At 57.3% G+C, this 24,864-nt stretch carries 24 protein-coding genes and 1 riboswitch; of the genes, 11 read left to right on the top strand and 13 right to left on the bottom strand.

Annotated elements, in window-relative coordinates:
- Positions 1–7: 7 nt before the first annotated feature.
- Positions 8–280, bottom strand: coding sequence for a hypothetical protein (locus tag AC5YUO_RS09565; protein WP_496153122.1), 273 nt, complete (start codon positions 278–280; stop codon positions 8–10).
- A gap of 174 nt (positions 281–454) precedes the next feature.
- Here AC5YUO_RS09565 and AC5YUO_RS09570 point away from each other — a divergent pair, with 174 nt between their 5' ends.
- The gene (locus AC5YUO_RS09570; protein ID WP_496154838.1) at positions 455–1,174 is read left to right on the top strand and encodes a response regulator; all 720 of its coding nucleotides are present in this window, start codon (positions 455–457) and stop codon (positions 1,172–1,174) included.
- Positions 1,171–2,595, top strand: coding sequence for an ATP-binding protein (locus tag AC5YUO_RS09575; RefSeq protein ID WP_496153123.1), 1,425 nt, complete (start codon positions 1,171–1,173; stop codon positions 2,593–2,595). The genes AC5YUO_RS09570 and AC5YUO_RS09575 overlap by 4 nt, the downstream gene beginning before the upstream one ends.
- Positions 2,596–2,633: 38 nt before the next feature.
- On the opposite strand, the gene AC5YUO_RS09580 is transcribed toward AC5YUO_RS09575, so the two are convergent.
- The 8 genes from AC5YUO_RS09580 to AC5YUO_RS09615 form a co-directional block, all read right to left on the bottom strand.
- On the bottom strand, positions 2,634–3,491 hold the full coding sequence (locus AC5YUO_RS09580) for an alpha/beta hydrolase (protein ID WP_496153124.1): 858 nt from the start codon (positions 3,489–3,491) through the stop codon (positions 2,634–2,636).
- A 45-nt stretch (positions 3,492–3,536) separates the two neighbouring features.
- The gene (locus AC5YUO_RS09585; RefSeq protein WP_496153125.1) at positions 3,537–4,769 is read right to left on the bottom strand and encodes an MFS transporter; all 1,233 of its coding nucleotides are present in this window, start codon (positions 4,767–4,769) and stop codon (positions 3,537–3,539) included.
- A gap of 52 nt (positions 4,770–4,821) precedes the next feature.
- Positions 4,822–5,502, bottom strand: coding sequence for a cupin domain-containing protein (locus AC5YUO_RS09590; protein WP_496153126.1), 681 nt, complete (start codon positions 5,500–5,502; stop codon positions 4,822–4,824).
- Positions 5,489–6,529 carry an alcohol dehydrogenase gene (locus tag AC5YUO_RS09595; protein ID WP_496153127.1) on the bottom strand — a complete coding sequence of 347 codons (1,041 nt, stop codon included), beginning with the start codon at positions 6,527–6,529 and terminating at the stop codon, positions 5,489–5,491. Before AC5YUO_RS09595 ends, AC5YUO_RS09590 begins: the two co-directional genes overlap by 14 nt.
- A 3-nt stretch (positions 6,530–6,532) precedes the next feature.
- On the bottom strand, positions 6,533–7,669 hold the full coding sequence (locus tag AC5YUO_RS09600; RefSeq protein WP_496153128.1) for a flavin monoamine oxidase family protein: 1,137 nt from the start codon (positions 7,667–7,669) through the stop codon (positions 6,533–6,535).
- Positions 7,670–7,707: 38 nt separating this feature from the next.
- Positions 7,708–7,989, bottom strand: a complete 282-nt coding sequence (locus AC5YUO_RS09605; RefSeq protein ID WP_496153129.1) for a hypothetical protein — start codon at positions 7,987–7,989, stop codon at positions 7,708–7,710.
- 119 nt (positions 7,990–8,108) lie between these two features.
- Complete coding sequence (gene gcvA / locus AC5YUO_RS09610) at positions 8,109–9,035, bottom strand: transcriptional regulator GcvA (protein ID WP_496153130.1); 927 nt, start codon at positions 9,033–9,035, stop codon at positions 8,109–8,111.
- Positions 9,036–9,067: 32 nt separating this feature from the next.
- Positions 9,068–9,571 carry a TetR/AcrR family transcriptional regulator gene (locus AC5YUO_RS09615; protein ID WP_496153131.1) on the bottom strand — a complete coding sequence of 168 codons (504 nt, stop codon included), beginning with the start codon at positions 9,569–9,571 and terminating at the stop codon, positions 9,068–9,070.
- 106 nt (positions 9,572–9,677) lie between these two features.
- Here AC5YUO_RS09615 and AC5YUO_RS09620 point away from each other — a divergent pair, with 106 nt between their 5' ends.
- Positions 9,678–10,511, top strand: coding sequence for an SDR family NAD(P)-dependent oxidoreductase (locus tag AC5YUO_RS09620; protein ID WP_496153132.1), 834 nt, complete (start codon positions 9,678–9,680; stop codon positions 10,509–10,511).
- A 9-nt stretch (positions 10,512–10,520) separates the two neighbouring features.
- Positions 10,521–10,871, top strand: a complete 351-nt coding sequence (locus AC5YUO_RS09625; protein ID WP_496153133.1) for a carboxymuconolactone decarboxylase family protein — start codon at positions 10,521–10,523, stop codon at positions 10,869–10,871.
- Between the two features lie 818 nt (positions 10,872–11,689).
- Here AC5YUO_RS09625 and AC5YUO_RS09630 read toward each other — a convergent pair.
- The 3 genes from AC5YUO_RS09630 to AC5YUO_RS09640 all read right to left on the bottom strand — a co-directional run bounded on the left by AC5YUO_RS09630 (position 11,690) and on the right by AC5YUO_RS09640 (position 14,096).
- The gene (locus AC5YUO_RS09630; protein WP_496153134.1) at positions 11,690–12,265 is read right to left on the bottom strand and encodes a GNAT family N-acetyltransferase; all 576 of its coding nucleotides are present in this window, start codon (positions 12,263–12,265) and stop codon (positions 11,690–11,692) included.
- Positions 12,266–12,345: 80 nt separating this feature from the next.
- Positions 12,346–13,227 carry a LysR family transcriptional regulator gene (locus AC5YUO_RS09635; RefSeq protein WP_496153135.1) on the bottom strand — a complete coding sequence of 294 codons (882 nt, stop codon included), beginning with the start codon at positions 13,225–13,227 and terminating at the stop codon, positions 12,346–12,348.
- Between the two features lie 2 nt (positions 13,228–13,229).
- Entirely contained in the window at positions 13,230–14,096 is an 867-nt protein-coding gene (locus tag AC5YUO_RS09640; protein ID WP_496153136.1) for an acyl-CoA thioesterase, read from the bottom strand.
- A 63-nt stretch (positions 14,097–14,159) separates the two neighbouring features.
- Positions 14,160–14,362: riboswitch (cobalamin riboswitch) on the bottom strand.
- Positions 14,363–14,652: 290 nt separating this feature from the next.
- Between AC5YUO_RS09640 and AC5YUO_RS09645 the strand changes: the two genes are divergently transcribed.
- Genes AC5YUO_RS09645 through AC5YUO_RS09655 form a run of 3 tightly spaced genes read left to right on the top strand, consistent with a single transcriptional unit; the run spans position 14,653 to position 17,219 of the window.
- Entirely contained in the window at positions 14,653–15,636 is a 984-nt protein-coding gene (locus tag AC5YUO_RS09645) for a DUF1852 domain-containing protein (RefSeq protein ID WP_496153137.1), read from the top strand.
- A gap of 27 nt (positions 15,637–15,663) precedes the next feature.
- Positions 15,664–16,692, top strand: coding sequence for a methionine synthase (locus tag AC5YUO_RS09650; protein ID WP_496153138.1), 1,029 nt, complete (start codon positions 15,664–15,666; stop codon positions 16,690–16,692).
- 26 nt (positions 16,693–16,718) lie between these two features.
- Positions 16,719–17,219, top strand: coding sequence for a flavin reductase (locus tag AC5YUO_RS09655; RefSeq protein WP_496153139.1), 501 nt, complete (start codon positions 16,719–16,721; stop codon positions 17,217–17,219).
- 195 nt (positions 17,220–17,414) lie between these two features.
- Here the strand turns inward: AC5YUO_RS09655 and AC5YUO_RS09660 are convergent, their stop codons facing one another.
- Entirely contained in the window at positions 17,415–18,116 is a 702-nt protein-coding gene (locus AC5YUO_RS09660; protein ID WP_496153140.1) for an MgtC/SapB family protein, read from the bottom strand.
- A gap of 243 nt (positions 18,117–18,359) precedes the next feature.
- Here AC5YUO_RS09660 and AC5YUO_RS09665 point away from each other — a divergent pair, with 243 nt between their 5' ends.
- The 4 genes from AC5YUO_RS09665 to AC5YUO_RS09680 all read left to right on the top strand — a co-directional run bounded on the left by AC5YUO_RS09665 (position 18,360) and on the right by AC5YUO_RS09680 (position 24,813).
- A complete protein-coding gene (locus AC5YUO_RS09665) occupies positions 18,360–18,887 on the top strand; it encodes a YqhA family protein (RefSeq protein ID WP_496153141.1) in 528 nt (175 codons plus the stop codon).
- A gap of 200 nt (positions 18,888–19,087) precedes the next feature.
- Positions 19,088–20,230, top strand: a complete 1,143-nt coding sequence (locus AC5YUO_RS09670) for an efflux RND transporter periplasmic adaptor subunit (protein WP_496153142.1) — start codon at positions 19,088–19,090, stop codon at positions 20,228–20,230.
- Positions 20,227–23,379, top strand: a complete 3,153-nt coding sequence (locus AC5YUO_RS09675) for an efflux RND transporter permease subunit (RefSeq protein WP_496153143.1) — start codon at positions 20,227–20,229, stop codon at positions 23,377–23,379. The genes AC5YUO_RS09670 and AC5YUO_RS09675 overlap by 4 nt, the downstream gene beginning before the upstream one ends.
- 3 nt (positions 23,380–23,382) lie before the next feature.
- A complete protein-coding gene (locus AC5YUO_RS09680) occupies positions 23,383–24,813 on the top strand; it encodes a basic amino acid/polyamine antiporter (RefSeq protein ID WP_496153144.1) in 1,431 nt (476 codons plus the stop codon).
- Positions 24,814–24,864 lie beyond the last annotated feature (51 nt).

The following is a 24,864-nucleotide window of genomic DNA, read 5'->3' on the forward strand; positions in this document are numbered from 1 at the left end:
GCGACTGTCAGTCGGGCTTTGCCGAAGACTGGCCAAGCGAGGTGACCAGCAAAACGGTCAGGGTAACGAAGCCGCCGAAGGTGAGGAGCATGGCGAGCGGCCCGAACAGCATCATCCAGCCCATTCCATTCCTCATTTCGGTCATGGGTGACATTCCGTTGAAGCTCGCCGGTACCGGGAAGGGCCGAACCGGGCCGAAACTGTGATACAGGGCGATTATTGTCACGCCGGTGAGCAGCGAGAGGATGGAAATCGTGGCGAGTTTCGTTCTGCGGTTCATGGTTTTCTCCAGATGGTTTTAGCCGTTCAATGGCCACCATCTGGCGCGGCAAACGTCACCCAAGTTTTTCAGGACGCTGCGCTTTTGTGACAAGTTGTTACAGAGAGGCTTTCAGGCAAAACTTGTTTCATCTTTTCCAGACAGTCTCTTCATGATTGGGATAAGTTGAAAGTCATGCAAAGCAGTCCTCATATACTCATCGTCGACGATCACCGCGAAATCCGCGAACTGGTCTCGCGCGCGCTCGTCAAGGAGGGTTTTCGCACCAGTGTCGCCGCCGACGGGCGGGCGATGCGAAAGGTCATGGCGGATGCTCACATCGACCTTATCATCCTTGACCTGATGCTGCCGGGGGAGGACGGTCTCTCGCTCTGTCGAGGGTTGCGCGCGCAATCGGCGATCCCGATCATCATGCTGACGGCCAAGGGAGACGAGATCGACCGCGTCGTCGGTCTTGAGCTCGGCGCCGACGATTATGTCTCGAAGCCTTTCGGCAGCCGTGAATTGATCGCCCGGATAAGGGCGGTGCTGCGCCGGAGCGAGAATGAGGGGGTGGCAGAGCAGACCCGGCGCGCCGGGCAATATTGTTTCGACCGCTGGCGCCTCGACACCGGTGCAAGAGAACTCCAGCGTGATGACGGGATTACGGTGCCGCTCAGCACCGGTGAGTTCGATCTTCTGCTTGTCTTGATAGAAAGACCCGGACGGGTACTGAGCCGCGATCAACTTCTGGATCTGGCCCGGGGAAGGGCCGCCGGCTCGTTCGACCGCAGCATCGATACGCAGGTGAGCCGGCTGCGTAAAAAAATCGAGGTCGACCCCACCACACCGAAAATTATCAAGACCGTCTGGGGCGGCGGCTATTTGTTTGTGCCAGAGGTAACATCCGCATGAAGCGCTTGCTTCCACAGAGCCTGTTCGGCCAGACTTTGCTTATTCTTCTGGCCGGTTTGTTGGCGTCCCATCTCATCGGCACATGGATATACAGCGCCGACCGCGGACAGATTGTGCGTGCGGTCGGCGGTTTCGCGATAGCACAACGGATCACGAACCTGACACGGCTCGTGCGCGATGCACCCGCGGAGTGGCGGGATCGTATCACGCAGGATTCCAGCGACGAGACGTTTAACGTCGCGCTTTCGCCGGAGCCGCCCCCGGCGATATTGACCGACAGCGACACATCTGCGGCGGAGGCACTGAAACAGCTCCTTATCGAGCGCCTCTCGCTGGATGGTTCTTCCGAACCGCGGGTCTCGGCCTCCCGGCCGCGCGGCATGATGGCGGGCATGGCAGAACGAATGATGGCGCAGCATGGCATGGGCGAGACCCCGATGATGTCCGGGTTTGGCAGCCTGGGTCCGTTCGCGGGATTTCGCGAGTTGCACGTCGCCATTCCGGTTGAGCAAGGACAGTGGCTGACCTTTAATACGGTTCTGCCCGAAAGCGGCGGCGCCTTTTCCCTGCGCTTCCTCGTGTCGATGGGGATGATGGCAGCGATAACCGTGCTGGTGACGATCTGGGTCGTCCGGCGGGTATCGTCACCGCTGACGGCGCTTTCAAAGGCAGCTCTGCGACTGGGGGAAGACCTGAACGCGCCGCCGATGCCGGAGGTCGGAACGGTCGAGACCCGGCAGGCCGCACGCGCCTTCAACGCCATGCAGGCGCGCTTGCGCGGCATGATCGATGATCGCACGAAAATGCTGGCCGCCATCTCTCACGATTTCCGCACGCCGCTGACGCTGTTGCGGCTGAGGGTGGAGAATGTCGAAGATGCGGCCGAGCGGGAGAAAATGCTCTCGACCATAGCCGACCTCAATAAAATGGTCGCAACGACACTGGAATTCGCGAGCGGTGCGACACAACAGCCGGTCCGCCGTCCGACGGACCTTGCGGCCCTGATGGAGAGCATGGCGGATGATCTTGCCGATGCCGGCCTGCCGGTCCATATGGATACCGCTCAGCCGATCATCTACGCCTGCGACCCGGCAACGCTAAAACGCGCATTGACCAATCTGATCGACAATGCCGTGAAATATGGCGGCCGCGCCGAGCTTGCAATCCATAAGGTGCCGGGGAAGATCGAAATCACGATCGATGACGCAGGCCCCGGTATTCCCGAAGAGGAACTCACGCATGTTTTCGAGCCGCTTTACAGGCTGGAAAGTTCACGCAGCCGGGAAACAGGCGGGATGGGGTTGGGGCTTGCGATCGCCCTGTCCATCATTCGCGCCCATGGAGGGCAGCTCACACTGTCAAACCGGGCGGAAGGCGGGCTTCGGGCGCTGATATCTTTTCCGCGGACCGAAGCAAGCTAGCCAGTAGAACCCGAACGCTCGTTTTCGCAACACAAAAGTCAGTGGCCGAGCGTCGCCTGGAGCCCCCACATGAAACCCGGCCTTACGGCGCTGATGTGATCTGTGCCCTCTATGACCTTCGAGGACATATTCAATCCCTCGTAGCCGCGTGAGCGAAGACGGGATTGGAACTTCTGCATGCCGGTGACCATATCGCGCGTCTTTCCCTGCCGCGCAGGATCTTGGCGAGACGTCTCGAGGCCCCCGACATAGAAGAGCACATGCGCATTGAGTTGGTGGCGTCTTCGGGCGTAGTCGTCTTCGAGCCTGTAGATGGCTTCATCGGCGAACCAGAAGGATGGGCTGCCGAGGATATAGGTCTGGAAAAGCGCAGGTTCGGTCAGAAGGATATGGGCACCGAGCAGCCCTCCATAGGAATGTCCCCAGAAAACGCGGCGGCCGGATGCGATCCGGTAGCGATCCTCAACATAAGGCAGGACGACGTCGCGCAGATAGTTTTGATAGGCGGCGGCACCGCCATAGATTCTGCCGCTTTCCGGGAGCTGTACAGGCGTGTAATCGCGACGGCGACTGTCCTCCAGCTTCTCTCCGAGCGCATAGGAAAGGCCGACGATAACGGCCTCATCGACTTGGCCGCTTTGTGCGAGCACGCGGGCGTCGCAGCTCAACTTTGGAAAGGCGCGACCCCCATCGGCGATGACGACCAGGGGATAGGTTCTTTCTGGGCGCTCCGAATAATCTGCGGGCAGGCTGATATAGATTTCGTAGCGGCGGCCCGACGCGGGATCCGGTAGTAGCACGGTCAGGACTTCACTTTTCGAACAAAGCGATTTCGCTTCAGACGGTGAGGAGAATGCGAGCGTTACGGCCGTGACGAATGCCGCCAGCAAAACCAATGCCGATCTCCAGATTGATATGGATGTCATTTCTCGTCGCTCTGTTTATCGGCTTTTCGTCAATCGGGCGGCCTGCCAGACCAAAGGTACAAGAATGATCGCTACGGCGGGCAGGACGAGTCTGTTGATGCTGCCCCATCCCGAATTATAGAGAAGCGAGCCGGCGAAGAACGAAGCGCAAGCAACCGTTCCGAAGACCAGAAAATCGTTTGCGCCCTGTGCCTTACCGCGCTCTGCCGGCGTATGGCAATCCGCGACCATGGCCGTGGCGCCGATGAAGCCGAAATTCCAGCCGATACCCAGCAGGATCAGCGAACCCCAGAAATGCGCGATGTCGAGACCGCCGAGCGCGATCAGGGCCGATATGCCGATCAAGAGAAGGCCAACGGCGGCAACCCGCTCCTTGCCGAAACGTGCCATCAGACGACCGGTGAAGAAACTGGGCCCGAACATGGCCAGGACATGCCATTGGATGCCGAGGGCAGCGGAATCGACGGAATGGCCGTGGCCCACCATCGCCATCGGGGCGGCGGTCATGACAAAGGTCATGAGCCCATAAGACACGACACCTGTGGCGACGGCCAGCATATAGCGCGGCGAAAGCAGTATGCGGGAGAGGGGACGGACGCCTGTCGTATCGGCCCGTGTCAGTCCCGACAGGGGCGGGCGGCGGCGGTATAGCAGGACCGGTATGGCAAGGCCGGCCAGCACCGCCTGGCTGAGAAAACTACCCGCGAAAGAATGACCCGGAAAGGCCTCGCGCGTCCAGATTACCAGTTGCGGCCCGATCACGGCCGCGATCAGGCCGCCGATCATCACACGGGAGATCGCCTTGTCGCGATCGGCGCCTGTGAGGCCGTCCGTGGCCGCGAAGCGGTAGCTCTGCACGTAGGAACTATAAAAGCCGGCGAGGAAGGTGCCGATGCAAAAGAGCGCAAAACTGGACTGGACGACGCCGATCGTCGCTACCAGGCCGGCCGCGATGCCAAGGGTTGCTCCAAGGAGATAACCCGCCCTGCGGCCGAACCGGAGCATCATGGCTGCCGCCGGCAGCGTTCCGGCGGCAAGCCCGAGATTGAGCAGGCTGACCGGCAAGGTAGCGGCAGCCGGGTTTGAGGCCAGTTGCTGACCGACCAGCCCTCCCAGCGAAATGACGATGGGAGAGTTGGCGCCGCCAAGAGACTGCGCCGCCGTCAATATCCAAACGTTCCTTGACGCAATGGTTTCATATTCCGATGAACCCGCGTCCTCGCAGGATGTCGGTTTGACGATGTTCATTCGTCATATTCCTTCAGATCGAGATATTCATAAGTGGCGGCAGTCGATGCGCCTACTCCGGCATGCGCAACACGTCAGGATGCAGGAGAGGGCCTCGCTTCAGCCATATCCGCACGCCATCGGTGCCGGTGGTGACGTCCATATCCGTTCCGGCCGGCAATCGCCCCCAGCATTCGCAGGATAGTATTTCTCCGTCCCGGATCATGCTCCCCGAAATGACGAGAAATTCCAGCCCGGAAGGGTTTTCGACGCGGACCTGTGTGTTCTGGCGCCATTGTTCGATGCAGACGCGCTCGTGACCGTCATCGAACAGTATCCGAGAGGATATGCTTTCGCTGCGCGCAGTGCCTTGCACACCATCTCCCGCTTGTTTGACGATCTGCACGTCATCGCCTTCACGAAATTGCCAGAGGCGAACGAAAATCGTGCAGCCGTTGATGGATGCCGGCACATGGGACGTCCCCGGCGGGTTGCGGAAATAGGTGCCGGCCGGGTAGTCGCCGTGTTCATCCTGAAATACGCCTTCGAGAACCAGTATTTCCTCGCCGCCGGCGTGGACATGGCGCGGAAATGCGTTGCCCGGCGCATAACGTACAATCGACGTTGCTCGCGCCACCTCCGCTCCGACGCGATATAACATCCGTCGATCAACGCCGGCTGCCGGGCTCGGGGTCCAGTTGAGCCTCGATGCGTGGACGATGACGGGGACGGTCAGGTCTTCATTGATCAGCATCGGCCCGATCTCCCATGGTCAGCACCATCCGGAACCGGACATCGCCGGATCTCATGCGTTCCACCGCTTCGGGGGCGCGCTCCAGCGGCATGGTTTCGATCATCGGTCGAATTCCGGTCAGAACGCTGAAATCCAGCGTCTTTTCGTTTTCGAAGGGAGAGCCCGTGATCGAGCCGATCACTCCGCGTTCGCCGCCGACGAGGAAGCCCGTGGAAACGGGAAGGGGGTCCTTGCCGATACCGAGCACGACAAGGCGCCCGCCGGGAGCCACCGAGAGCATGAGATCGGCGACCGCTGTTACATTGCCAATCGTTGTCAGGATCGCCTTTGCGCCGCCCATTTCAAGGAGGATGTCGACCGCGCTTTCGGCATTTGTATCAATATATCGGTGGGCACCAAGGCTGAGCGCGACCTCGGCTATATCCGCACCGCGGCCAATGGCGACGACACGAAATCCCATCTTCCGGGCATATTGCAATGCCATATGACCGAGGCCGCCAATGCCGAGGACGACCACCGTATCGCCTGCTTCCGCGCCGCTTTTCTTGAGCGCATTGAAGGTGGCGATGCCGGCGCAAAGGATGGGGGCCGCTTCCTCCGAAGAAAGATCGTCGGGGATCGATACAAGCCCGGTTGCTCTGGCCGTCATCATTTCCGCATAGCCGCCGTCCCTTGACGATCCCAATACGGGCTGGTTGCGGCAGAGATTGAAGCGGCCGCGCCGGCATTGGTCACATTCGTTGCAATGGCCGCCGAGACGGCCGACACCCACGCGCTGGCCGATTTTCCAGATCGCCGGCGTATCGGCGCCGAGAGCGACGATCCGTCCGACGACCTCATGCCCCGGCACCCGGGACGGCTGAAGTGCCGGATCGGCGCGATCGATGTCGCCGGCATCGGCGCCGCAGATGCCGCAGGCTTCCACGGCGATCAACACTTCGCCGGCCGGCGGTGAGGGCGTCGGCCGCTCGACAATCTCTAACTTTCCGGGGCTGGATATCTGCACGGCCTTGTAGGTGGATTTCATGCGCTATTGCCCTTTCGGTGAGGCAGGTTCAATGACATCTGAATTACCGCGAATAAGGTCTGCTGCGGCCCGCTCGCCTGCTTCAATGGCTCCCGCCAGATAGCCGGGCGAATTGGCTGAGGTTTCACTGCCGGAGAGGGTAATCCACCCGCTCCAGTCCACATCGACCCAGTCATGTTGGCCGCCCGCGGGATGTCCTGCGGCCGTCAGGTCAAGCTCCGTCGCGGTCAGGGTGTCGATGGCCCAGTCCTTGTAAAGCGTGGCAACCGGATGGAGTGCTTCCGCACCGAATATCTGGCCGAGTTGGGCGATGGAGGCGGAAAGCAGGGCCTTTTCATTGAGTTGCATCCGGCTCCGGGCGGCAATGCCGACAAATCCGAAAAGCGCAGCCTTGCCGGACGCCGTCGTCGCATCGTGGATTTCAACCAATGGCCCGGCCATGCTTTGTGCAGCACCTGACAAGCCGGCTTCGCGCCAGAACGGCCTTTCGTAAATGGCGAAAAACTTCGCGTGCGGGGCCATCCAGGTCGGTGTGGCTCGCCACAGGGCGCGTGTCGCGTTCCCGGGTGGCGGCGAGAACTCCACCGTGGCCTCAAGGAGACGCGGCGGCAATGCGAAGACGACATGCGTGGCTTCGATTGTTTCGACACCTGATGCCGTCGAAACTCTCACGGTAAGGCCGGCCTGCGTGCGGGCGATATTGGTAACCCGCGATTCGAGGTGCAGGCAATCCTGCGGGAGACGAGCGGCCAGCGCCGAGACCATGGCGCCGGTGCCGCCCGCCAGCCGCATCGATGAAGGTTGATGGCGAAATGAAGGATAGCGCTCCGGCATTCCGCCTTGCGAGCGCTGGAAAAGCATCAAGCCATCGGTGTGTTGCGGAATGAATGTCAGCCCGAGTTCATCGACAAGAGGCAAAATCTCCGGCGTCATATCCGGCCAAAACCAGGACGGTCCAAGATCGAGGCCGTCGTTCGACGGGCGGTTGTCCTCGCCCGCCGACAGGATGCGGCCGCCGAGACGGCTGCGGGCTTCTATCAGGCAAACGGGCAGGCCCGCCTGATGCAGCCTGTAGGCCGTCACCAGGCCGGAAAGTCCGCCGCCGACAATGAGTATGCGTCTGGTGCCGATAGGGATCATCTGATTGCTGGAACCTGAAGTGAGCACTCCGCCGGCCCTCAGACAACCTCGTAGATGCGGATTTCAGGTGCCGCCACAAGCAGGGGCTTCAGCCCGGTCACGACATCGTCGTTGAACATTGCGCTTTCGAGATAGGCTTTCGCATGGTCGCTCGTGTTGAAGCCGTGCAGGACCTGAACGTCATCCGGACGGATCAACAACTCCTTGGATGTGGCTCCGGCGATCTCGGACAGGAATGATTGCTTGTATTTCTGATAGATGTTCGCCGCCGCGGCGCGGTCGCTTTCCTTGATTTGAAGCGTAATTTCGAGGTAGGCCATGATTTCCCTTTCGGTTCGTGCACGGCCATCGGCCGTCAGCAGTTTGCATGCGCAAACTTCAACGGAAGTCGCCTCTTGGACAAATGAGACTTTCTTCGCTACGGGAAAGAAAAACTATCTCACGATAGGAAGCGTGCCTGCGCTTCATCGAATAGCCAATCGCGGAAGGCCCTCAGTTTCGGCAGCGCGGCATATTCTGTTCGGTAGACAACATAATAGGCCAGTTTCGAGGCCACCCGAACATCGGGAAAAAGCCTTTTGAGCCGGCCGGCGGCCAAATCGTCATGGGCGAGAATGCTTCTCGCCAGGGCGATGCCTCGCCCCTCGATCGCGGCCTGCAGCACAGCAGCCGAGTTGTTGATCCTCATGCCTCTTTGCGGTGGCGGCCCTGCGACGCCCGCGGCCTCCAGCCAAGCCGGCCAGCCAATGAAACCCACCGAAGGGTCAACGGACAGATCATGAATGAGAGGCGCGTTTTGAAGGTCCTGTAGTGATGCCAGATCATGTGCGGTGTGAAAACCGGGCGAGCAAACGGGAAAAATATCCTCGTCCATCAGTTTCTCGGCGATAAGCTCCGGCCATGTCCCGTCGCCGTAGCGCACGCCGATATCGAGGCCCTGCGCCTTGAAATCGGCGAGTTTCAGGCTCGTCTCGATCCTGATATCCGTGTCCGGGCATCTGGTCTGAAAACGGTCGATCCGAGGCATCAGCCATTTGGCCGCAAAGGCGGGACTGACGGTAACATTGAGGATGCCGCTCGTCGTCGATTCGTGCAGGCGCTGCAGCCCGATGCCAAGCCTGTCGAGACCGGCGCGAATATCCGGAAGTGCATTTTCCGCCGGCTCCGTCAGCTTCAATCGGGTTTTGCCCGAGGTGCTGCGATGGAAGAGCGGCATGCCGAGCCACTCTTCCAGTCCGCGTACAAGTTGGCCGACCGCCGCCGCGGTAACGTTGAGTTCCTCTGCCGCCGCGGAAAAACTGCCGTGCCGAGCGCTGGCCTCGAAGGCGCGCAGCGCATTGAGATAGACCGGCGCTTTCTTCTGCATGGCGGACTTTCCTCCCTGGCCGGCGCATGCTCTCATACGAGAGCAGCGCTGCCATTCTCGAATATTGACGGGTTTTCCAGAACGTTTGCGATCAGCATCGCGCCTTCCAGCGTCGCAAGCGCATGAAACGCCTCTTCCCTGCCGAGGCCGGCGGCCTCCAGTTTTTCGATGCCCAGCAGGAAGAAACGTTTCACTTCCATGCGCACCTCTTCCGGCAGATCGTGTGAGGTTGCCGCCAGCGTGCCGCACAGACACATGCGCCCGTCACGCCGCAAAGCGGTGAAAAAGGTCCGTTTCCAGGCTTCTATGGCGCCCGTTCCCCGGTCGATCTCGGCGTCCACGGCAGCCATGAAACGGTCCGTGTAACGTTTGGCCACAGCCGCGGCGAGCTTCTCCTTCGCTGGAAAATGGTAATGGACGGAAGACGCTTTCACGCCGACATCTGCGGCCACGTCCCTGAAGCTGAAGCCGCTGTAGCCGCCGCTTCGAATTCGTCTCTCCGCAGCATCCAGAATAGCAGCCGTCGTATCGGTCATTTTCAAAATCCTCTCTATCTAATGTTAGATAGGGCTTGCATCCGCGAAACGCAATCCATAAGTAGGCTGCCTATCTAACGTTAGATAGATAACAAGGAGACAGAGAATGCGTTTTGAAAACAAGGTAATTGCGATCACTGGTGGCGGCTCAGGCATTGGCAAGGAAGCTGCGGCCCGATTCCTGGCGGAGGGCGCAAAGGTCGCCATCAATGGCCGCGATCTGGCAAAACTGGAGGCTGCTGCGAAAGAGATCGATCCGAGCGGGCAGAATGTCGTCGTGTCTGCAGGTGACATCGCAAAGCCGGAGACTGGTGCCGCGCTCGTTGATACCGCTATTTCGAGGTTCGGCAAGCTCGACGTGCTGGTGAATAATGCGGGCGTCTTCAATCCGAAACCGTTCCTCGACCTGACCGAGGCAGATTACGATTGGTATCTGGACACGATCCTGAAGGGCAAGTTCTTCACGGCACAGGCCGCCGCGAAGGCGATGAAGGAAAAGGGCGGCGCGATCGTCCAGACCGGCTCCCTATGGGCGATCCAGGCGATTGGCGCAACGCCGTCGGCCGCCTATTCCGCGGCCAATGCCGGCGTCCATGCCATGGTTCGCAACCTCGCCATAGAGCTTGCGCCCTATAATATCCGCATCAATGCCGGCGTCCATGCCATGGTTCGCAACCTCGCCATAGAGCTTGCGCCCTATAATATCCGCATCAATGCCGTCGCTCCGGCCGTTGTCGAAACGCCGGTCTACAACACTTTCCTGTCGGACGATCAGGTCAAACAGGTTCTGCCGACCTTCAATGCCTTTCATCCGCTCGGTCGTAATGGCCAGCCGCGCGACGTCGCCGAAGCGATCCTTTTCCTGGCGTCCGAACAGGCATCATGGATCACCGGCACGATCCTTCCCGTAGACGGCGGCGTCACCGCCGGCCGCCAGTAGGAGGCTTTCATGAGCAACATGCAGGACTGGAATTCATACCGCGGCGCCCTGATCGGCCGCGTCGGCGATTTCGCAAAGCTTAGCCCCGATGTTCTTCGCGGGTTGAACATCATGGAAGCCAGCGGCGACAAGACCGGCAAGATTGAGCCGAAGATGCACGAGATCATTGCTCTGGCCGTTGCGGTCACGACCCGCTGCGACGGATGCATCGCCGTTCATGGCAGGAAGGCCATCGAACTGGGTGCCAGCGAAGAAGAGATCGCCGAGGCCCTCGGCGTGGCTATCTCGCTTAATGCCGGCGCTGCGTTGACCTATACGGCTCGCGTGTTCGATGCGATCAAAAGCCTGCCGAGTGAGTGATGTAAGTTCGATCAGCGCGGGATTATCCTCGCGCTGATCGTGCATGTAGCTGGATTGTTTCTCGAATTCTCAATTTTTTCGGCATCCGACGAGGCCGTATTCATGCGTGGTTCGCTGGAGCTAACGCTTGGAATCAGAATTTTCCGACAGTCAGACCCATTGGAGTTTATCTGTCGGCAACTTTAACGAGTTCTATTTATGATTGATTTCGTGACGATCTACCCTTGACGGATTCTTTTTTTTGCCGAAATTTCCCAGGGAGAGGGGGACGTCTTGGCAGAAAGCAGTTTTACACCTTCAGTTGAAAAACCTACCACACGGCTGTTTGGGCAGCTTGAGCCGGAGATATTTACACTGTTCGTGGGTGCCAATCGGCCTATATCTTTGAATTAACAAGTCTCTGTGCACTCAGGTCCCGCAACCAAATCCTACGCTACACGATCCCGCAACAGCCGAAGATTTCGATTCGGTTAGCACTGCGATCGTCGGCGCTAAATCCCTGACATAAAACACAAAATCCGAGACCCACAGATGCAAAGCAGGCGCTGGGGCAATTCCTGATAATGCCGCTTATCCGATGGATAAGAGGGGCTCTGAGGCCCATTTTATGGTGAACAGCCGCCGGTGAGCTTTTAGGTCGCTGCCCGGAGAACCTGTCCGGCGCCAAGCGGTCTGAAATTAATGCGTACACCTCGGTAAGCCAAGCCAGTCTTAACTGGCTCGGATTTTATCATGGGCTTCACGTTCGTCTACTGTAGAGCGCACCTCAAGGCTAATCGTCGTAGCCCAATCGATTAAAACGTGAAGATGGTTTTTGATTAATCGTCTTCGTGGACAACCTTTTCGAAGTCCACACTGCTATCCGTTCCTCTCGATGACGGATATGAGAAGCGACCAAACGCGCTGTAACCTTGACTTCTCCAGAAGCCAAGCGCGCCAGGCGTTTTCGCATCGGCATGAAGATATGTGGCTAAGTATCCGACTTTGCGCGCCTTGCTCTCGAGAGCCTTCACAATTAATGATCCTAGCCCTTTCCTTCGGGCGCGTTGTTCCACATAGACCCTGACGATCTGACACACCTTCTCCACGTCACTGTAACGATCTCGCAAGCGGTCCATCGTTGATGGCTTTCTTTCCAAGTCATAGAATCCTCCAGTTGCGACGATGCGCCCTCCGGCGCCTTGGACGATGAGAAAACGTCCGCGCATCTCATCTGAAAACCAGTTCTCGGTGCCAGCGCTCAGCAGCGAGTCCAGATCGGCGTGCCAAGTTGGCGTGTAATCGATCTCGTAGACTTCATTGATCATCCGTAGGCAGAAAGCACGCGCTTCCGCTCTTAGCTCACTTCCGGCCTCCTCTGTCAGCCATACCAACGACGGGCCATCAATAGGCATTCATGTGCTCCCTTGACCATGGCCGTAACGGCGGCAATTTTGGGTATAACAGCGTCAATTGCCACACTGTTTCATAACGCTCATCTCTGGTGCGACGTCTCAACAAACCCGGCGATGAAATCGACGGCGTCGTCGCCATTTCTTAATCCGAGATGGATGCTTTTTTGTATGCCGTCCGGACCAATACGGACGGGGCGGACACCGAGCGCTGCCGCTTCCCGACGCACCAGCCAGTCGGGAATGGCGCTGACCCCGCGGCCTGCCGCCACGAGTTGGAGCATCATTTCTGTCGTTTCGACATTTCTGTGGTGACGCGGACGGCAATTGGCTGGCACCAGAAATTGCGTGAACACATCCAACCGCTCCGGCGGGACAGGATAGGTGAACAGTGTCTCATCAAGCAGGTCCGCGGGTTCGGCATGGCGTTTCTGCGCCAGAGGATGGCCGGCGGGAACGGCAAGCACCAGCTCATAGTCGAACACCGGACGATAGTGGATGCCGGGCGCCTCGATGGGGTCGGGCGTGATCAGGATATCGATCTCATATCCCGTCAGCGCTGACACACCGCCGGAGGCAAATGAGGTCGTCAGTTCCAGACCCACATCCGGCCATTCCATGAGATAGGGCTTTGTCACTCCCATCAGCCACTGGTGGCAGGGATGGCATTCCATGCCGATCTTCAGCGAGCCCCTCTGGCCGTGGCGATAATCCGACAGGACATTCTCGGCCCTCTCAATTTGGGGGAGAACACGCTGCGCCACCGTTACGATGTAGCGACCGGCCTCGGTGAGACGGAGGTTACGACCGTCTTTCTCCCACATCGCCACGCCATAGCGCTCTTCGAGCTTGCGGATCGTATGGCTGAGAGCGGACTGGGAGACATTCAGCCGCTCCGCCGCCGCCGTCAGGCTGCCCAGGCGATCAACTTCACGCAGAATCGACAGATGTTGCCTGTCCAGCATAGTTATGCCCGCCCATGGTCAGGTGGGACGCTCGCTCCCGGCGCATCATCGTGCACAGAAACCGGCCGGTGGTTCATGTCGACCGCGACCATGGTGAAATGTCCGGTGGCCGTAATGTGCCTCTCTCCCGTTAGAAGATTTTCCGACCAGAGTTTTGTCTCGATGGACATCGAACTGCGGCCAACGCGCTCTACCCGTGCCTGCGCCTCAACGATTTCACCGATCTCGATTGTTCTCGCAAAGTCGATGCGTTCGGATGAAGCAAGGACCACCAGCTTGCCGGAGTAGCGCGATGCGGCAACGAATGCGGCTTTGGTCATGTAAGAGATTGCTTCGCCCCCGAACATTCGACCAGCGCTGTTGGCCTGATCCGGGAAGACGATCTCGACCATGGCAACGGTATCTTTGATATCCGGGGCTTCCGCTGGAACGAGCTCGGGCAACGCGTAGATCGCGGCCACTTCATCCTCCGGAATCGCGACCATGTGGAAAATACCGCGCGTACAGGTGTGCCGCTGACGGCTGACAATGGTTTCCGCCACCATTTCGACTTCAACGGTAAGGGAACGGCGACCGGCCTTGACTGGTCTTGCCGCAAATTCGACGATGTGACCGATGCGTGCGGGCTGTTCGAAATCGATGCGCTCACAAGAGGCGGTCACGAAAGGGACCCTCCCAAATCGGGTAGCCGCGATGAACGCAGCGCGATCCATGAGAGCGAGGCCGGTGCCCCCGAACAGGGTGCCGTGATGGTTGGTGTCGCCCGGAAAGACGATATCTATGAGCTTGGTTGTTGAGCCGTGCTGCTGCATGGGCTTGTTTATATTTGTCATCGGCGCTGCCATCAGGTTGTGGCAGGGCAGGAACATGACGCAGAAACGATGGCACGGGAATGCCGGTCGCGAAAGCGGCACTCCGGGACACCCCGCCCGTGGACGTTATCTATCGCGGCAGGTCTCCTGGCTTACGGGTCGTCGCTCCTGTCCGTCTTCCCGAGGCAGGCCTCAGTGACTTGAATGGACTTTCGCTCGCCGCTTACAGTTGCGGGGGCAGCTTCGGCTTCAGGCAAAGCCCTCACCGAATTCCCTCTTAGCTCCGGACTTTCGTCCGCAGAACCACGATAGTGAACCAATGTCGCATGCCGCTGACGTGGTCAAGGCGTCTGTTGCAGTGATGTGGAGGAAGTCGACGTCCGGTTGTTCTCGCTTCTGTCGTCTCTCCGGCTTGTCGAGAGAAAACAATTCTCGCGTCCAATCATGAACATCGCTCATGCTTCAATGAGATAATACCAATTTTTCCTGAATGATGGCTCAGGCATAAGACAGGGACGGCTCTCGACGACGGAGGGTATGAAAACTGCCGACGGAGAGAACCAATGGAGCAATCGATGCAGGTTCGATCTCGGAACGAGGACGCCAGATCGCGATGAACACAGACTTCACCTTTACGATTAAAAGCATTCCCTTCGATGAGGACTATCGCCCCTCGGACAATACGCGGGCCACGACAAATTTTGCCAATCTCGCAAGAGGCGAGAACCGGCGGGACAACCTTCGAAACGCCTCGAGAATGATCGACAATCGTTTCAACGCCCTGGCGCATTGGAATAACCCGAAAGGCGATCGTTATTCCGTCGAACTCGAAATCATTTCGGTTGAGATGGCCATTGGTGCTGGAGGGAACCATGATGCCTTCCCTCTGATCGAAATATTGAAAACGAACATCGTTGACCGAAAAAGCAACGAGCGCATCGAGGGCATCGTCGGGAATAATTTCTCCTCCTATGTCCGAGACTACGATTTCAGCATCGTGCTGCCGGAGCATAATAAAAACCGGCCTGAATTCAGCATGCCGGAGAATTTCGGCGATCTGCACGGGAACCTGTTCAAATGTTTCCTGAACTCAGATGCTTACAAAGCGCACTTCAAAAAGCCGCCGGTCATATGCCTGAGCGCATCGAGCAGCAAAACATATCGCCGGACCGGAAATCAGCATCCTGTTTTGGGGGCAGAATACCAACAGGATGAAATGTCTTCGACGGATCTCTACTTCCAGAAAATGGGGCTGCAGGTTCGCTTTTTCATGCCGCCGAATAGCGTTGCGCCTTTTGCCTTTTATTTTCTCGGCGATCTGCTCGATGACTACACTAATCTGGAGCTCATCAGCACCATCAGCACGATGGAGACGTTTCAGAAGATCTACCGGCCGGAGATCTACAACGCAAATTCCGCGGCGGGTGCCTGTTATCGACCAAATCTGAAGCACCAGGATTATTCACTGACTCGCATTGTCTACGATCGTGAAGAGCGTAGCCGCCTGGCTGTCGAGCAGGGAAGGTTTGCGGAGGAGCATCTCATAAAACCGTACAAGACCATTCTCGAGCAGTGGTCTGCCAATCACGTTCGCTGACGAACCAAAAGCATAAGGTGGCCTATCATGAAAACACTGTTGCCAACGTCAACCGCCGGCAGCTTACCGAAACCCTCATGGCTTGCAGAGCCTGAGAAGCTCTGGTCGCCCTGGAAACTGCAGGATGAAGAATTGGTCGAAGGCAAACAGGACGCTTTGCGTCTGTCCCTTGACGATCAGCGACAGGCCGGCATCGATATCGTAAGCGATGGTGAGCAGACGCGCCAGCACTTCGTCACGACGTTTATCGAGCACCTCGACGGGGTTGATTTTGAAAAACGCGAGACCGTCAGAATCCGGGATCGCTATGATGCGAGTGTCCCGACGGTCGTCGGCGCCGTGTCTCGTCAGAAGCCTGTTTTCGTTGAAGATGCCAAGTTCCTGCGTCAGCAGACCAAGCAGCCTATCAAATGGGCCCTGCCGGGGCCGATGACGATGATCGATACACTCTTTGATGCCCATTATAAAAGCCGGGAAAAACTGGCCTGGGAATTTGCCAGGATCCTCAACGAGGAGGCCAGGGAACTGGAGGCTGCGGGCGTCGATATCATTCAGTTCGACGAGCCCGCATTCAACGTCTTTTTTGACGAGGTAAATGACTGGGGTGTTGCTACTTTGGAAAGGGCGATCGAAGGGCTCAAGTGCGAAACTGCCGTCCACATCTGCTATGGCTACGGTATCAAGGCCAATACGGACTGGAAAAAGACTCTGGGATCGGAATGGCGGCAGTATGAGGAAACCCTTCCCAAACTGCAGAAATCCAGGATCGGCATGATCTCCCTGGAATGCCATAACTCGCATGTCCCGATGGATCTCATCGAACTGGTCCGGGGCAAGAAGGTGATGGTCGGGGCCATCGACGTCGCAAGCAACACCATCGAAACCCCAGAAGAAGTGGCCGCCACCCTGCGAAAGGCCCTTCAATTCGTCGATGCCGACAAACTTTGCCCATGCACGAACTGCGGCATGGCACCGCTGTCCCGTCGTGTGGCGCGCGGCAAGCTAAATGCTCTCGCGGCGGGCGCGGAAATCGTCCGAAAAGAACTCGCGGCGTAGCGTTGGCTGAGCCGGAGGAGGCTGACATGACTATGGTGAATCACCGCTTCGACATTGTCGACAAGGCCGCGTTTTGCAACGGTATGTCGCGTCTCGGCTCTGCGGTCACCGTCGTCACTACCAGATACGGCGGGAAGCGTTACGGCTTCACCGCCTCGGCGGTTTGCAGCGTCAGCGACACGCCGCCAACGCTTCTCGTCTGCATCAATCGCGCCAGTTCGTGTTTTCATGCTTTTGAGAATGCGCGCCACTTCTGCGTCAATACGTTGATGCCTGGCCAGGAAGCTATATCGATCCATTTTGGGGGAAAGACGCCAATGGAGGAACGGTTTTCGCTTGGCGAATGGAAAGATGGCCTCACGAGTGTTCCGATCCTGGCCGACGCCTCGGTCAGCTTTGAATGCGAGCTGATCAATGCCGTCGACGAAGCAACTCACCGGATCATTTTCGGACGAGTGATCGACATTCGCGAGAGCGAAGAGCAGGCAACGCTGCTCTATTGCATGCGTCGTTATCTCAAGGGATAGCGGATACAGGCCGTCGCGCCACCGTCGCTCCTACGCTGCGGCACGAAATAGTCCGATAGGGTCGCACAACGCGGTTGCGATGATCGCAAGTTAAAATTAGATCCTGCCCGTAACCAAAAACACAGCCCGCTACCAAGCGGGCTTTCTGCGTTCGGGCAGGCCGGGGATTTAAGGCCTCGAGCCGCCGTATCAAAATTATCTGTAAGCGCAATAGAGGACGGTCGGAGAAAGGCTAAGCGATTGGACAAGGGCGCTAATGATGTCGCTATCGATCACGTCCCCTGAAATGACGACATCAATGGTAATTGTTTGATCAGTCGAATTGACGCGCCGTGCAAGCGACTTCACCGCCAGTTGATGATCTCCGGTCTGCGCCATCAGACGCGCTCGGACCTCTGCCTCATTTTCAGGGGCCGTACGAACCTCGATCGTATGCTGTTGTGCGGCAACGGGACGATGAGGCACGAAGCGCTCGACAAGTCGGACCAATTTCGGGGAGGCCATGTTGATCAGCAGGATAAGGAGCGTGGCTTCGGTGGCTTCAAACAATCTTCCATAGCCGGCCAAAACACCGATTGCGCCGGTCGCCCATACGGTTGCCGAGGTGCTCAAGCCGCGAATATTAAGTCCGTCGCGCATGATCAAACCAGCACCAAGGAAGCCTATTCCCGTGACGACCTGTCCGCCCATGCGAATGTCTTCATTGACCTCCAGAATAGCCGGCAATGCGCAATAAGCTGCGGCGCCAAAAGCCACAAGCGCATGGGTTGTCAGCCCGGTGGCACCTTGTCGCCACTGTCGCTCAAGGCCGATGACCGTTCCAAACACGACAGCGGCAATCAGGCGAGCCGAGATCGATAATGTGTCGTAAAGCCAGGGAATGAAGTCGTTTATCACGAGTGTCACCGATCGATTTTGAGTGCACTGTAAATTGAAACTCCAGATTGCCAAAAAGCGTTTTAGCACAAAACGGGACTGGAACTGACAGATGGAAACAAATTGGTTTCCAGTTTTTCTGAATTATAGCGACCTGGGTATGTATTCTTGCCCTTCCGATGACAATTGAGGCACAGTGCCGGAAACGGAGATGCGGAAACTGGCGTTCAGTGTGTTTCCAAGCGCTATCGGGGAGAGGAAGCAATGTTGTCATTTTTGCTCAGCCTTCGGTATGTCATGGGGCTTGCGTCCATCGGCGTGATCGCAGCTTCTTTTCTTATGTTCTGGGAAGGATTGCTGGCCATTGGCAACGCCTTTGTCCAGATGCGCGTAAATCCGGATCAGGCAATCGTCGCCGCAGTATTGCAAGGCGTGGACAAGCTTCTATTCGCTATCGTCCTCGTGATTTTCGGCTGCGCAATTACGGTCGGCTTTGTCGCCAGCCCAACCGCACACTGGAGAGCGCAACTGCCTCGCTGGATGCTCATTGAAGGCGTCGCCGAACTCAAGAATCTCTTCTTTCAGATGATTATTCTCTATCTCGTCGTGCATTTCGTGACGCTGGTAGCAGAACTGGAGGAGATGCCTGACTGGAATGCGCTGGTGTTACCCGTTTCCATCCTGCTCCTCGCGGCTGCCATGAAAATCATAGCGACGGCATCCGCACACTATTCTCCCGGCGATGTAGAGGCAACGAAAGGCGAAAGCTCTTCTCTTGAGAGGGGGAAATAACTCGTTACTTCTTGGAGTTGTATCTTGCTTTTTTTACGTTACAGCTAATACATCAGTAAATGGAATTGTGAATGAATGCGGCTCCAACTGCCTGCATTCCTTAGTTTTCAACGTGCATTTGCGGTTTTCCGCATAGACTCTATGTCCGAGTAGATAGCCGGCGAGTTACTTGCCAGCTAGAGTGGTAGAGTGTGAGTTGAATGCGTCAGTATTACTTTATCCTTATCCTAAAGTTGAGATGGCTTTGCGGGGCTTTGTTATTCTCGGCGATTTCTTTTGATCTCAACGCACAGTCACTTCAAAGCGTAGAGGTTCTTCCAGTACAATTGATGAATGTCTCTCCGAGATACGAATTTGTTGGTCGCGTGGAAGCGGCAAATTCGGTTGATATCCTCGCGAGGGTGCCGGGGTTTGTAAAACAAAGGATATTTCAGGAAGGGCAGCTGGTCACTGTAGACCAGCCTTTGTTCGTGATCGAACAAGAAGGCTATCAATTGGCTTTGGACGATGCGGAGGCTGCGCGCGAGGCCGCGCAATCGAGCCTCGTCAATGCCGAACAGAGCCTGAACCGAAACCTTTCGCTTGCGAGAGGCAGCGTTTCCCAGGCCGTGCTTGAGCAAAGTCAGGCTGCACGCGATTCCGCAACCGCCAGTCTGCGTTCGGCCGATGTCAGGGTGAACCAAGCCAAGCTGAACCTCAGCTACACGAGGATTTCTTCGCCGATCCAGGGAAGAATAGGCGTCTCACATGTTTCGGTGGGTAGCTTCGTGGGCAATACGACAACAGCGCTTGCCCGTGTCGTCCAGATGGATCCCATTCGTGTCGTTTTTTCGGTGAGTGGCCGCTCCATTCTCGATCTGCGCGCCGCAGCCGGGGGAGCTTCCAAGGAGGAGCTCGCCAAACACTTCAAGACGAACCTGCGTTTGTCCAACGGCCAAATCTATATTCAGACGGGTGAAATCGAGTTTCTGGACAATCAGGTTGATATGCAGACCGGGACGCTTGCGGTGCGGGCGCTGTTTTCGAACCCGGACGCTTTGCTTTTGCCGAACCAATTCGTGACTGTTGTCGTGAGTGAGGGAGAACCTCTGATGAAACCGGTGGTTCCACAGGAGGTCGTGCAACAGGATCGAGATGGGAAATACGTGCTGCTCGCCGGTACGGGCGACCGCGCGGAATTGCGCCGCATCAAGGCTGATGGCGAAATGTCGGGGAACTGGATCGTAGAGGAAGGCCTCGTTGGCGGTGAACGGCTTATCACAGGCAATCTCCAGAGCGTCGCGGAAGGCATGTCGCTCAAAGTGATGCCCGCCGATATCAGTAGTGCTGGAACGAAGCCATGATGAGCCCCGGAAGCTTCATCCGGCTTCCACGCTTTGCGATGGTGATCGCGATTGTCATGGTGATTGCCGGCGCACTTGCGATGACACAGATTCCGGTCACGCAGTTTCCGCCAATCACGCCCCCCGAAATACAGGTTTCCGCGACCTATCCCGGCGCTAACGCCAATGTCATGGCTGAAAGTGTCGGCGCGCTGATTGAGGAACAGGTGAATGGCGTTGAAGGCATGCTCTATATGTCTTCCTCCAGCACCAACAACGGCACCTATTCGCTGACCGTTACATTCGCTGTCGGGACAGACCCGGAAATTGCACAGATCAACGTGCAAAACAGGGTGGCGACGGCAACGCCGCGATTGCCTGCGGCCGTTGCGCAGACAGGCGTCACGGTCAGAAGCCGGTCGTCAAGCATGTTGATGGGGGTTGCGATCTACTCGCCGAAGGGCACGAGGGACGAGCTCTTTGTCAGCAACTATGCCTCGATCAACATCAGAGATGCATTGGCGCGTATCTCGGGTGTTGGAGATGCTGGCGTCTTCGGTCCTGCCTACAGCATGCGCATCTGGATGAATCCCGATCGCATGGAGGCTCTCGGTGTTACCGCGGCCGATCTGAGCGCCGCGGTCCAAGCTCAGAACGCTCAGGCGTCAGCGGGTCAGATTGGCTCGCCACCAACCGCAGATGGACAGCAACTGCAACTTACCATACTGGCAAAGGGCAGGTTGAGCGACCCTTCGGAATTTGGGAACATCGTTGTCCGAACCAATACCGATGGTGCAATCGTGAGATTGCGTGACGTGGCGAGGGTTGAGCTTGGTGCGCAGTCCTATGACACTGTATCGACTTTCAACGGCAGGCCGAGTGCGACGATCGTTCTTTATCAATCGGCTGATGCGAATGCATTGTCGGTATCGCAGGCCGCCAGGGCCGAACTGGAGCGTTTACAGCAACAGTTTCCCGAAGATATCGCTTATACGGTCGTTTTCGATACAACAAATTTTCTCAATGCAACGATCAAAGAGATCATAATAACCCTTGCCATTACATTCGTTCTGGTGGTCGCCGTTGTATATATCTTCCTGCAGGATTGGCGGGCGACAATTCTCCCAACGCTTACGATTCCGGTTTCGTTGATCGGAGCCTTTACCGTTCTTTACTTCATCGGCTATTCGGCAAATACGATTACATTGTTCGCAATGGTTCTGGCCATCAGCCTTGTGGTGGATGACGCGATCATCGTGGCGGAAAATGCGCAGCGCGTCATGCAGGAAGACGGGTTGTCGATTACCGACGCGACGCTCAAAACAATGGAGCAGGTTACCGGCCCGATCATCGCAACGACACTTGTGTTTGGGGCATTATTCGTGCCCGTGTCCTTTTTGCCGGGAATAACCGGACAGCTCTATCGGCAATTTGCCGTCACGATATTGGTGACGATCGGCTTTTCGACGATTAACGCCCTCACGCTCAGCCCGGCACTATGCGCCATGCTGCTGAAGCCGCCGGCGACGCACCGGCCGAAGATCTTTGAGTGGTTCAATTATTCACTGGGCTGGATCAGAGATTTTTACATCCGGATGCTCCTGGCACTGTCGACGCGCGTCGCCATTTCAATCCTGGTCATCCTGGGGATTTTCGCGGGGACCTATGCGTTGGTACGGGTGCTGCCAACAGGCTTCATCCCCTCGGAAGATCAGGGTTATCTTTTCACAAATATCCAGCTCCCCAATGCTGCGGCGATCGGGCGGACGCAGCAGACGGTGTCACAGGTCCAGACAATCCTGCGCAACACGCCCGGCGTTGAAAATGTCATCGGTATTTCAGGCATGAGTCTCATTGGAGGAGGCGGGTCGAATGCCGGGATGGTGATTGCAGCCTTGAAGCCCTGGAGCGAGCGCAGCCCGGACGAAAGCGCCGATGCAATATTGGCGAAGCTGAGACACGATTTTACCGTGTTTTCCAACGCGTCAGTCGTTGCTTTCAATCCACCAGCAATTCCCGGACTGGGTACCACCGGCGGGTTCGATTTCCGGCTGCAGGCGCGGGACGGACAGCAGCCAGGCGAACTTGCCCAGGTCATGCGGGGTCTCATCGGCAAGGCCAATCAATCGCCCGAACTCGCCGGGGTGTTCAGCACGTTCTCGGCAGACTCTCCACAATTGTTCATGGATATCGACCGGAACCGGGCCGAGCTGTACGGCGTGTCACCGGCGGCTATTTTCAGTGCCGCGCAGACACAGCTTGGTTCCGCCTATATCGATGATTTTAATCTCTCTTCCCGTGTCTTTCAGGTGCGGTTGCAGAACGACACCCAATTCCGGTCTCGTGTCGAGGATATCCAGCGCCTCAGGGTGCGGTCTTCAAACAATGCACTTGTGCCGATACAGGCGGTGGCATCCGTTTCGACGATATACGGCCCAAGTTCCATCAACCGGTACAATCTTTTTCCCGCCGCCTCGATCAACGGCCAGCCGGGCCCCGGCGTGAGCACGAGAGACGCGCTGGTTGCGATGGAGAGCGTCACCGCCGAGACGCTTCCTGCGGGGTTCGGTTTCGAATGGACCGGGCTGGCATTGCAGGAACGGCAGGCTGGAGCGCAAACCGCAGCCCTGCTCATCATGGGAATAGTCTTCACCTACCTGTTTCTCGTCGCCCAATATGAAAGCTGGTCGGTGCCGTTAGCCGTCATACTTTCCGTATGTGCAGCTGCGGCCGGGGCGCTGTTCAGCCTTCTGATCACGGGCCTCGATCTGAATGTTTACGCACAGATCGGACTGGTTCTCCTGATAGGACTGGCGGCGAAAAATGCCATTCTGATCGTCGAATTTGCCAAGGAACGGCGAGAGGCGGGGCTGGAGATCACCGAGGCCGCTCGTTTGGCGACATTCCAGCGTTTCCGGCCGGTTTTCATGACAGCCATGGCCTCGGTGCTTGGTGTGCTTCCACTGGTTTTTGCGGCCGGGGCGGGGGCGGCAAGCCGGCAGGCGATCGGCGTCTCCATTTTTGGTGGCCTGCTGGTTGGCACCTTGGTCGGTATCCTGATCATCCCACTTCTATACATCCTCGTTCAGACCATGCGGGAGAGGATCAAGTCATCCTGGTTCGGAGGGAGTGCACAACCACAACACACCAAGGTTGGCGAGGGGGAATGAGCGATGGCCGTACATGGTGAAGCAAAGTTATCGCTGGTGACGTTGACCGGGATGGTGGTCGGCTCGATGGTCGGAGCCGGGATATTTTCGTTACCGCAGGCATTCGGAAAGGCAACGGGCCCGCTTGGCGCGATTATCGCCTGGACCATTGCCGGAATTGGCATGCTTATGTTGGCTCTCGTTTTCCAGACGCTGGCGCAGCGGCGCGCGGATCTGGATGCGGGTATCTTCATGTATGCGCGGGAAGGCTTCGGCAACTATCTGGGGTTTCTGTCGGCGCTTGGATACTGGGCGGCGGCGCTGCTTGGAAACGTCACATACTTCATACTGGTGAAATCGACGCTTGGTCTGTTTTTCCCGGCCTTCGGTGACGGCAACACTCTGGTTGCGGTTGCCACATCGTCCGTTTTGTTGTGGGTGTTTCATAGTCTGATCCTGAGAGGTATCCGGCAGGCAACGGCTCTCAATACGGTGGTGACAATAGCCAAGCTTCTGCCGATCTTCGTGTTTCTTCTGCTGGTTTTGCTGGCTTTCGACTGGGAGACCTTTCGCGAAAGCTTTTGGGGCGTGGATGAGGCCGGGTTGGGGGTGCTTGCCAGCCAGGTCAGAAACACCATGCTGGTCACCGTTTTCGTTTTTGTCGGGATAGAGGGCGCGAGCGTCTATTCGAGATATGCGCGAAAACGCACCGATGTCGGCACCGCCACTGTCGGCGGCTTTCTGTTCGTTCTGGCCCTGATGCTGGCCATCACGCTGCTTTCATATGGGGTGATGCCGAAGGAAGAGCTTGCCCAATTGCGCAACCCGTCGATGGCAGGGGTGCTGGCGGCTGTCACCGGGCCGTGGGGAGCGATCTTCGTCAGCATCGGCCTGGTCATATCCGTCGCCGGCGCCTACATCGCCTGGGTGCTGCTGGCGGCGGAAATCCTCCACTCCGCCGCCACGCATCAGACCATGCCAAGGTTTCTGGCTCGGGAAAATAGTTCCGGTGTTCCGGCCAATGCGCTTTGGCTGACGAACATTATCGTGCAGCTGTTCCTGATCGTGTCGATGTTTTCCGACTATGCCTTCATGCTCGCCGTCGCAATGACAAGCTCCATGATCCTTGTACCGTATCTTCTCGTCGCGGCATTTGGAGTGAAAACGGCTTTGCAGGGAGATTCCCCTTTCGCACAGGCCGGGCGCAATAGTGCTGAAACGATACAGTCACTCCTGGCCCTGATCTATACTTCCGGACTTATCTATGCGGCAGGGGTGAAATATCTTCTTCTGACAACCTTGATCTATGTTCCGGGCACCGTTCTTTTCCTCATGGCGAGGAATGAGCAGGGTGTTGGGATATTTAACTATGTGGAATTGATTGTTTTCGCGATTTTAAGTTTCGGGTTTTTCGCGGTTATATTTAGTATTACAAAAGGATACATGACTATATAGGGTTTTGCCGTGAATGTATGATTCACTGCGCGATTTTTCTTGTCTATTGCA

This window comes from Agrobacterium sp. LEGMi-208b (assembly GCF_059511785.1).

Excerpts from the sequence above, each read along its gene's own strand:
- AC5YUO_RS09565 (WP_496153122.1), bottom strand. The coding sequence starts at position 280 with ATGAACCGCAGAACGAAACTCGCCACGATTTCCATCCTCTCGCTGCTC.
- AC5YUO_RS09570 (WP_496154838.1), top strand. The coding sequence starts at position 455 with ATGCAAAGCAGTCCTCATATACTCATCGTCGACGATCACCGCGAAATC.
- AC5YUO_RS09575 (WP_496153123.1), top strand. The coding sequence starts at position 1,171 with ATGAAGCGCTTGCTTCCACAGAGCCTGTTCGGCCAGACTTTGCTTATT.
- AC5YUO_RS09585 (WP_496153125.1), bottom strand. The coding sequence starts at position 4,769 with ATGAACATCGTCAAACCGACATCCTGCGAGGACGCGGGTTCATCGGAA.
- AC5YUO_RS09590 (WP_496153126.1), bottom strand. The coding sequence starts at position 5,502 with ATGCTGATCAATGAAGACCTGACCGTCCCCGTCATCGTCCACGCATCG.
- AC5YUO_RS09595 (WP_496153127.1), bottom strand. The coding sequence starts at position 6,529 with ATGAAATCCACCTACAAGGCCGTGCAGATATCCAGCCCCGGAAAGTTA.
- AC5YUO_RS09600 (WP_496153128.1), bottom strand. The coding sequence starts at position 7,669 with ATGATCCCTATCGGCACCAGACGCATACTCATTGTCGGCGGCGGACTT.
- AC5YUO_RS09605 (WP_496153129.1), bottom strand. The coding sequence starts at position 7,989 with ATGGCCTACCTCGAAATTACGCTTCAAATCAAGGAAAGCGACCGCGCC.
- gcvA (WP_496153130.1), bottom strand. The coding sequence starts at position 9,035 with ATGCAGAAGAAAGCGCCGGTCTATCTCAATGCGCTGCGCGCCTTCGAG.
- AC5YUO_RS09615 (WP_496153131.1), bottom strand. The coding sequence starts at position 9,571 with ATGACCGATACGACGGCTGCTATTCTGGATGCTGCGGAGAGACGAATT.
- AC5YUO_RS09620 (WP_496153132.1), top strand. The coding sequence starts at position 9,678 with ATGCGTTTTGAAAACAAGGTAATTGCGATCACTGGTGGCGGCTCAGGC.
- AC5YUO_RS09625 (WP_496153133.1), top strand. The coding sequence starts at position 10,521 with ATGAGCAACATGCAGGACTGGAATTCATACCGCGGCGCCCTGATCGGC.
- AC5YUO_RS09630 (WP_496153134.1), bottom strand. The coding sequence starts at position 12,265 with ATGCCTATTGATGGCCCGTCGTTGGTATGGCTGACAGAGGAGGCCGGA.
- AC5YUO_RS09635 (WP_496153135.1), bottom strand. The coding sequence starts at position 13,227 with ATGCTGGACAGGCAACATCTGTCGATTCTGCGTGAAGTTGATCGCCTG.
- AC5YUO_RS09640 (WP_496153136.1), bottom strand. The coding sequence starts at position 14,096 with ATGTTCCTGCCCTGCCACAACCTGATGGCAGCGCCGATGACAAATATA.
- AC5YUO_RS09645 (WP_496153137.1), top strand. The coding sequence starts at position 14,653 with ATGAACACAGACTTCACCTTTACGATTAAAAGCATTCCCTTCGATGAG.
- AC5YUO_RS09650 (WP_496153138.1), top strand. The coding sequence starts at position 15,664 with ATGAAAACACTGTTGCCAACGTCAACCGCCGGCAGCTTACCGAAACCC.
- AC5YUO_RS09655 (WP_496153139.1), top strand. The coding sequence starts at position 16,719 with ATGACTATGGTGAATCACCGCTTCGACATTGTCGACAAGGCCGCGTTT.
- AC5YUO_RS09665 (WP_496153141.1), top strand. The coding sequence starts at position 18,360 with ATGTTGTCATTTTTGCTCAGCCTTCGGTATGTCATGGGGCTTGCGTCC.
- AC5YUO_RS09670 (WP_496153142.1), top strand. The coding sequence starts at position 19,088 with ATGCGTCAGTATTACTTTATCCTTATCCTAAAGTTGAGATGGCTTTGC.
- AC5YUO_RS09675 (WP_496153143.1), top strand. The coding sequence starts at position 20,227 with ATGATGAGCCCCGGAAGCTTCATCCGGCTTCCACGCTTTGCGATGGTG.
- AC5YUO_RS09680 (WP_496153144.1), top strand. The coding sequence starts at position 23,383 with ATGGCCGTACATGGTGAAGCAAAGTTATCGCTGGTGACGTTGACCGGG.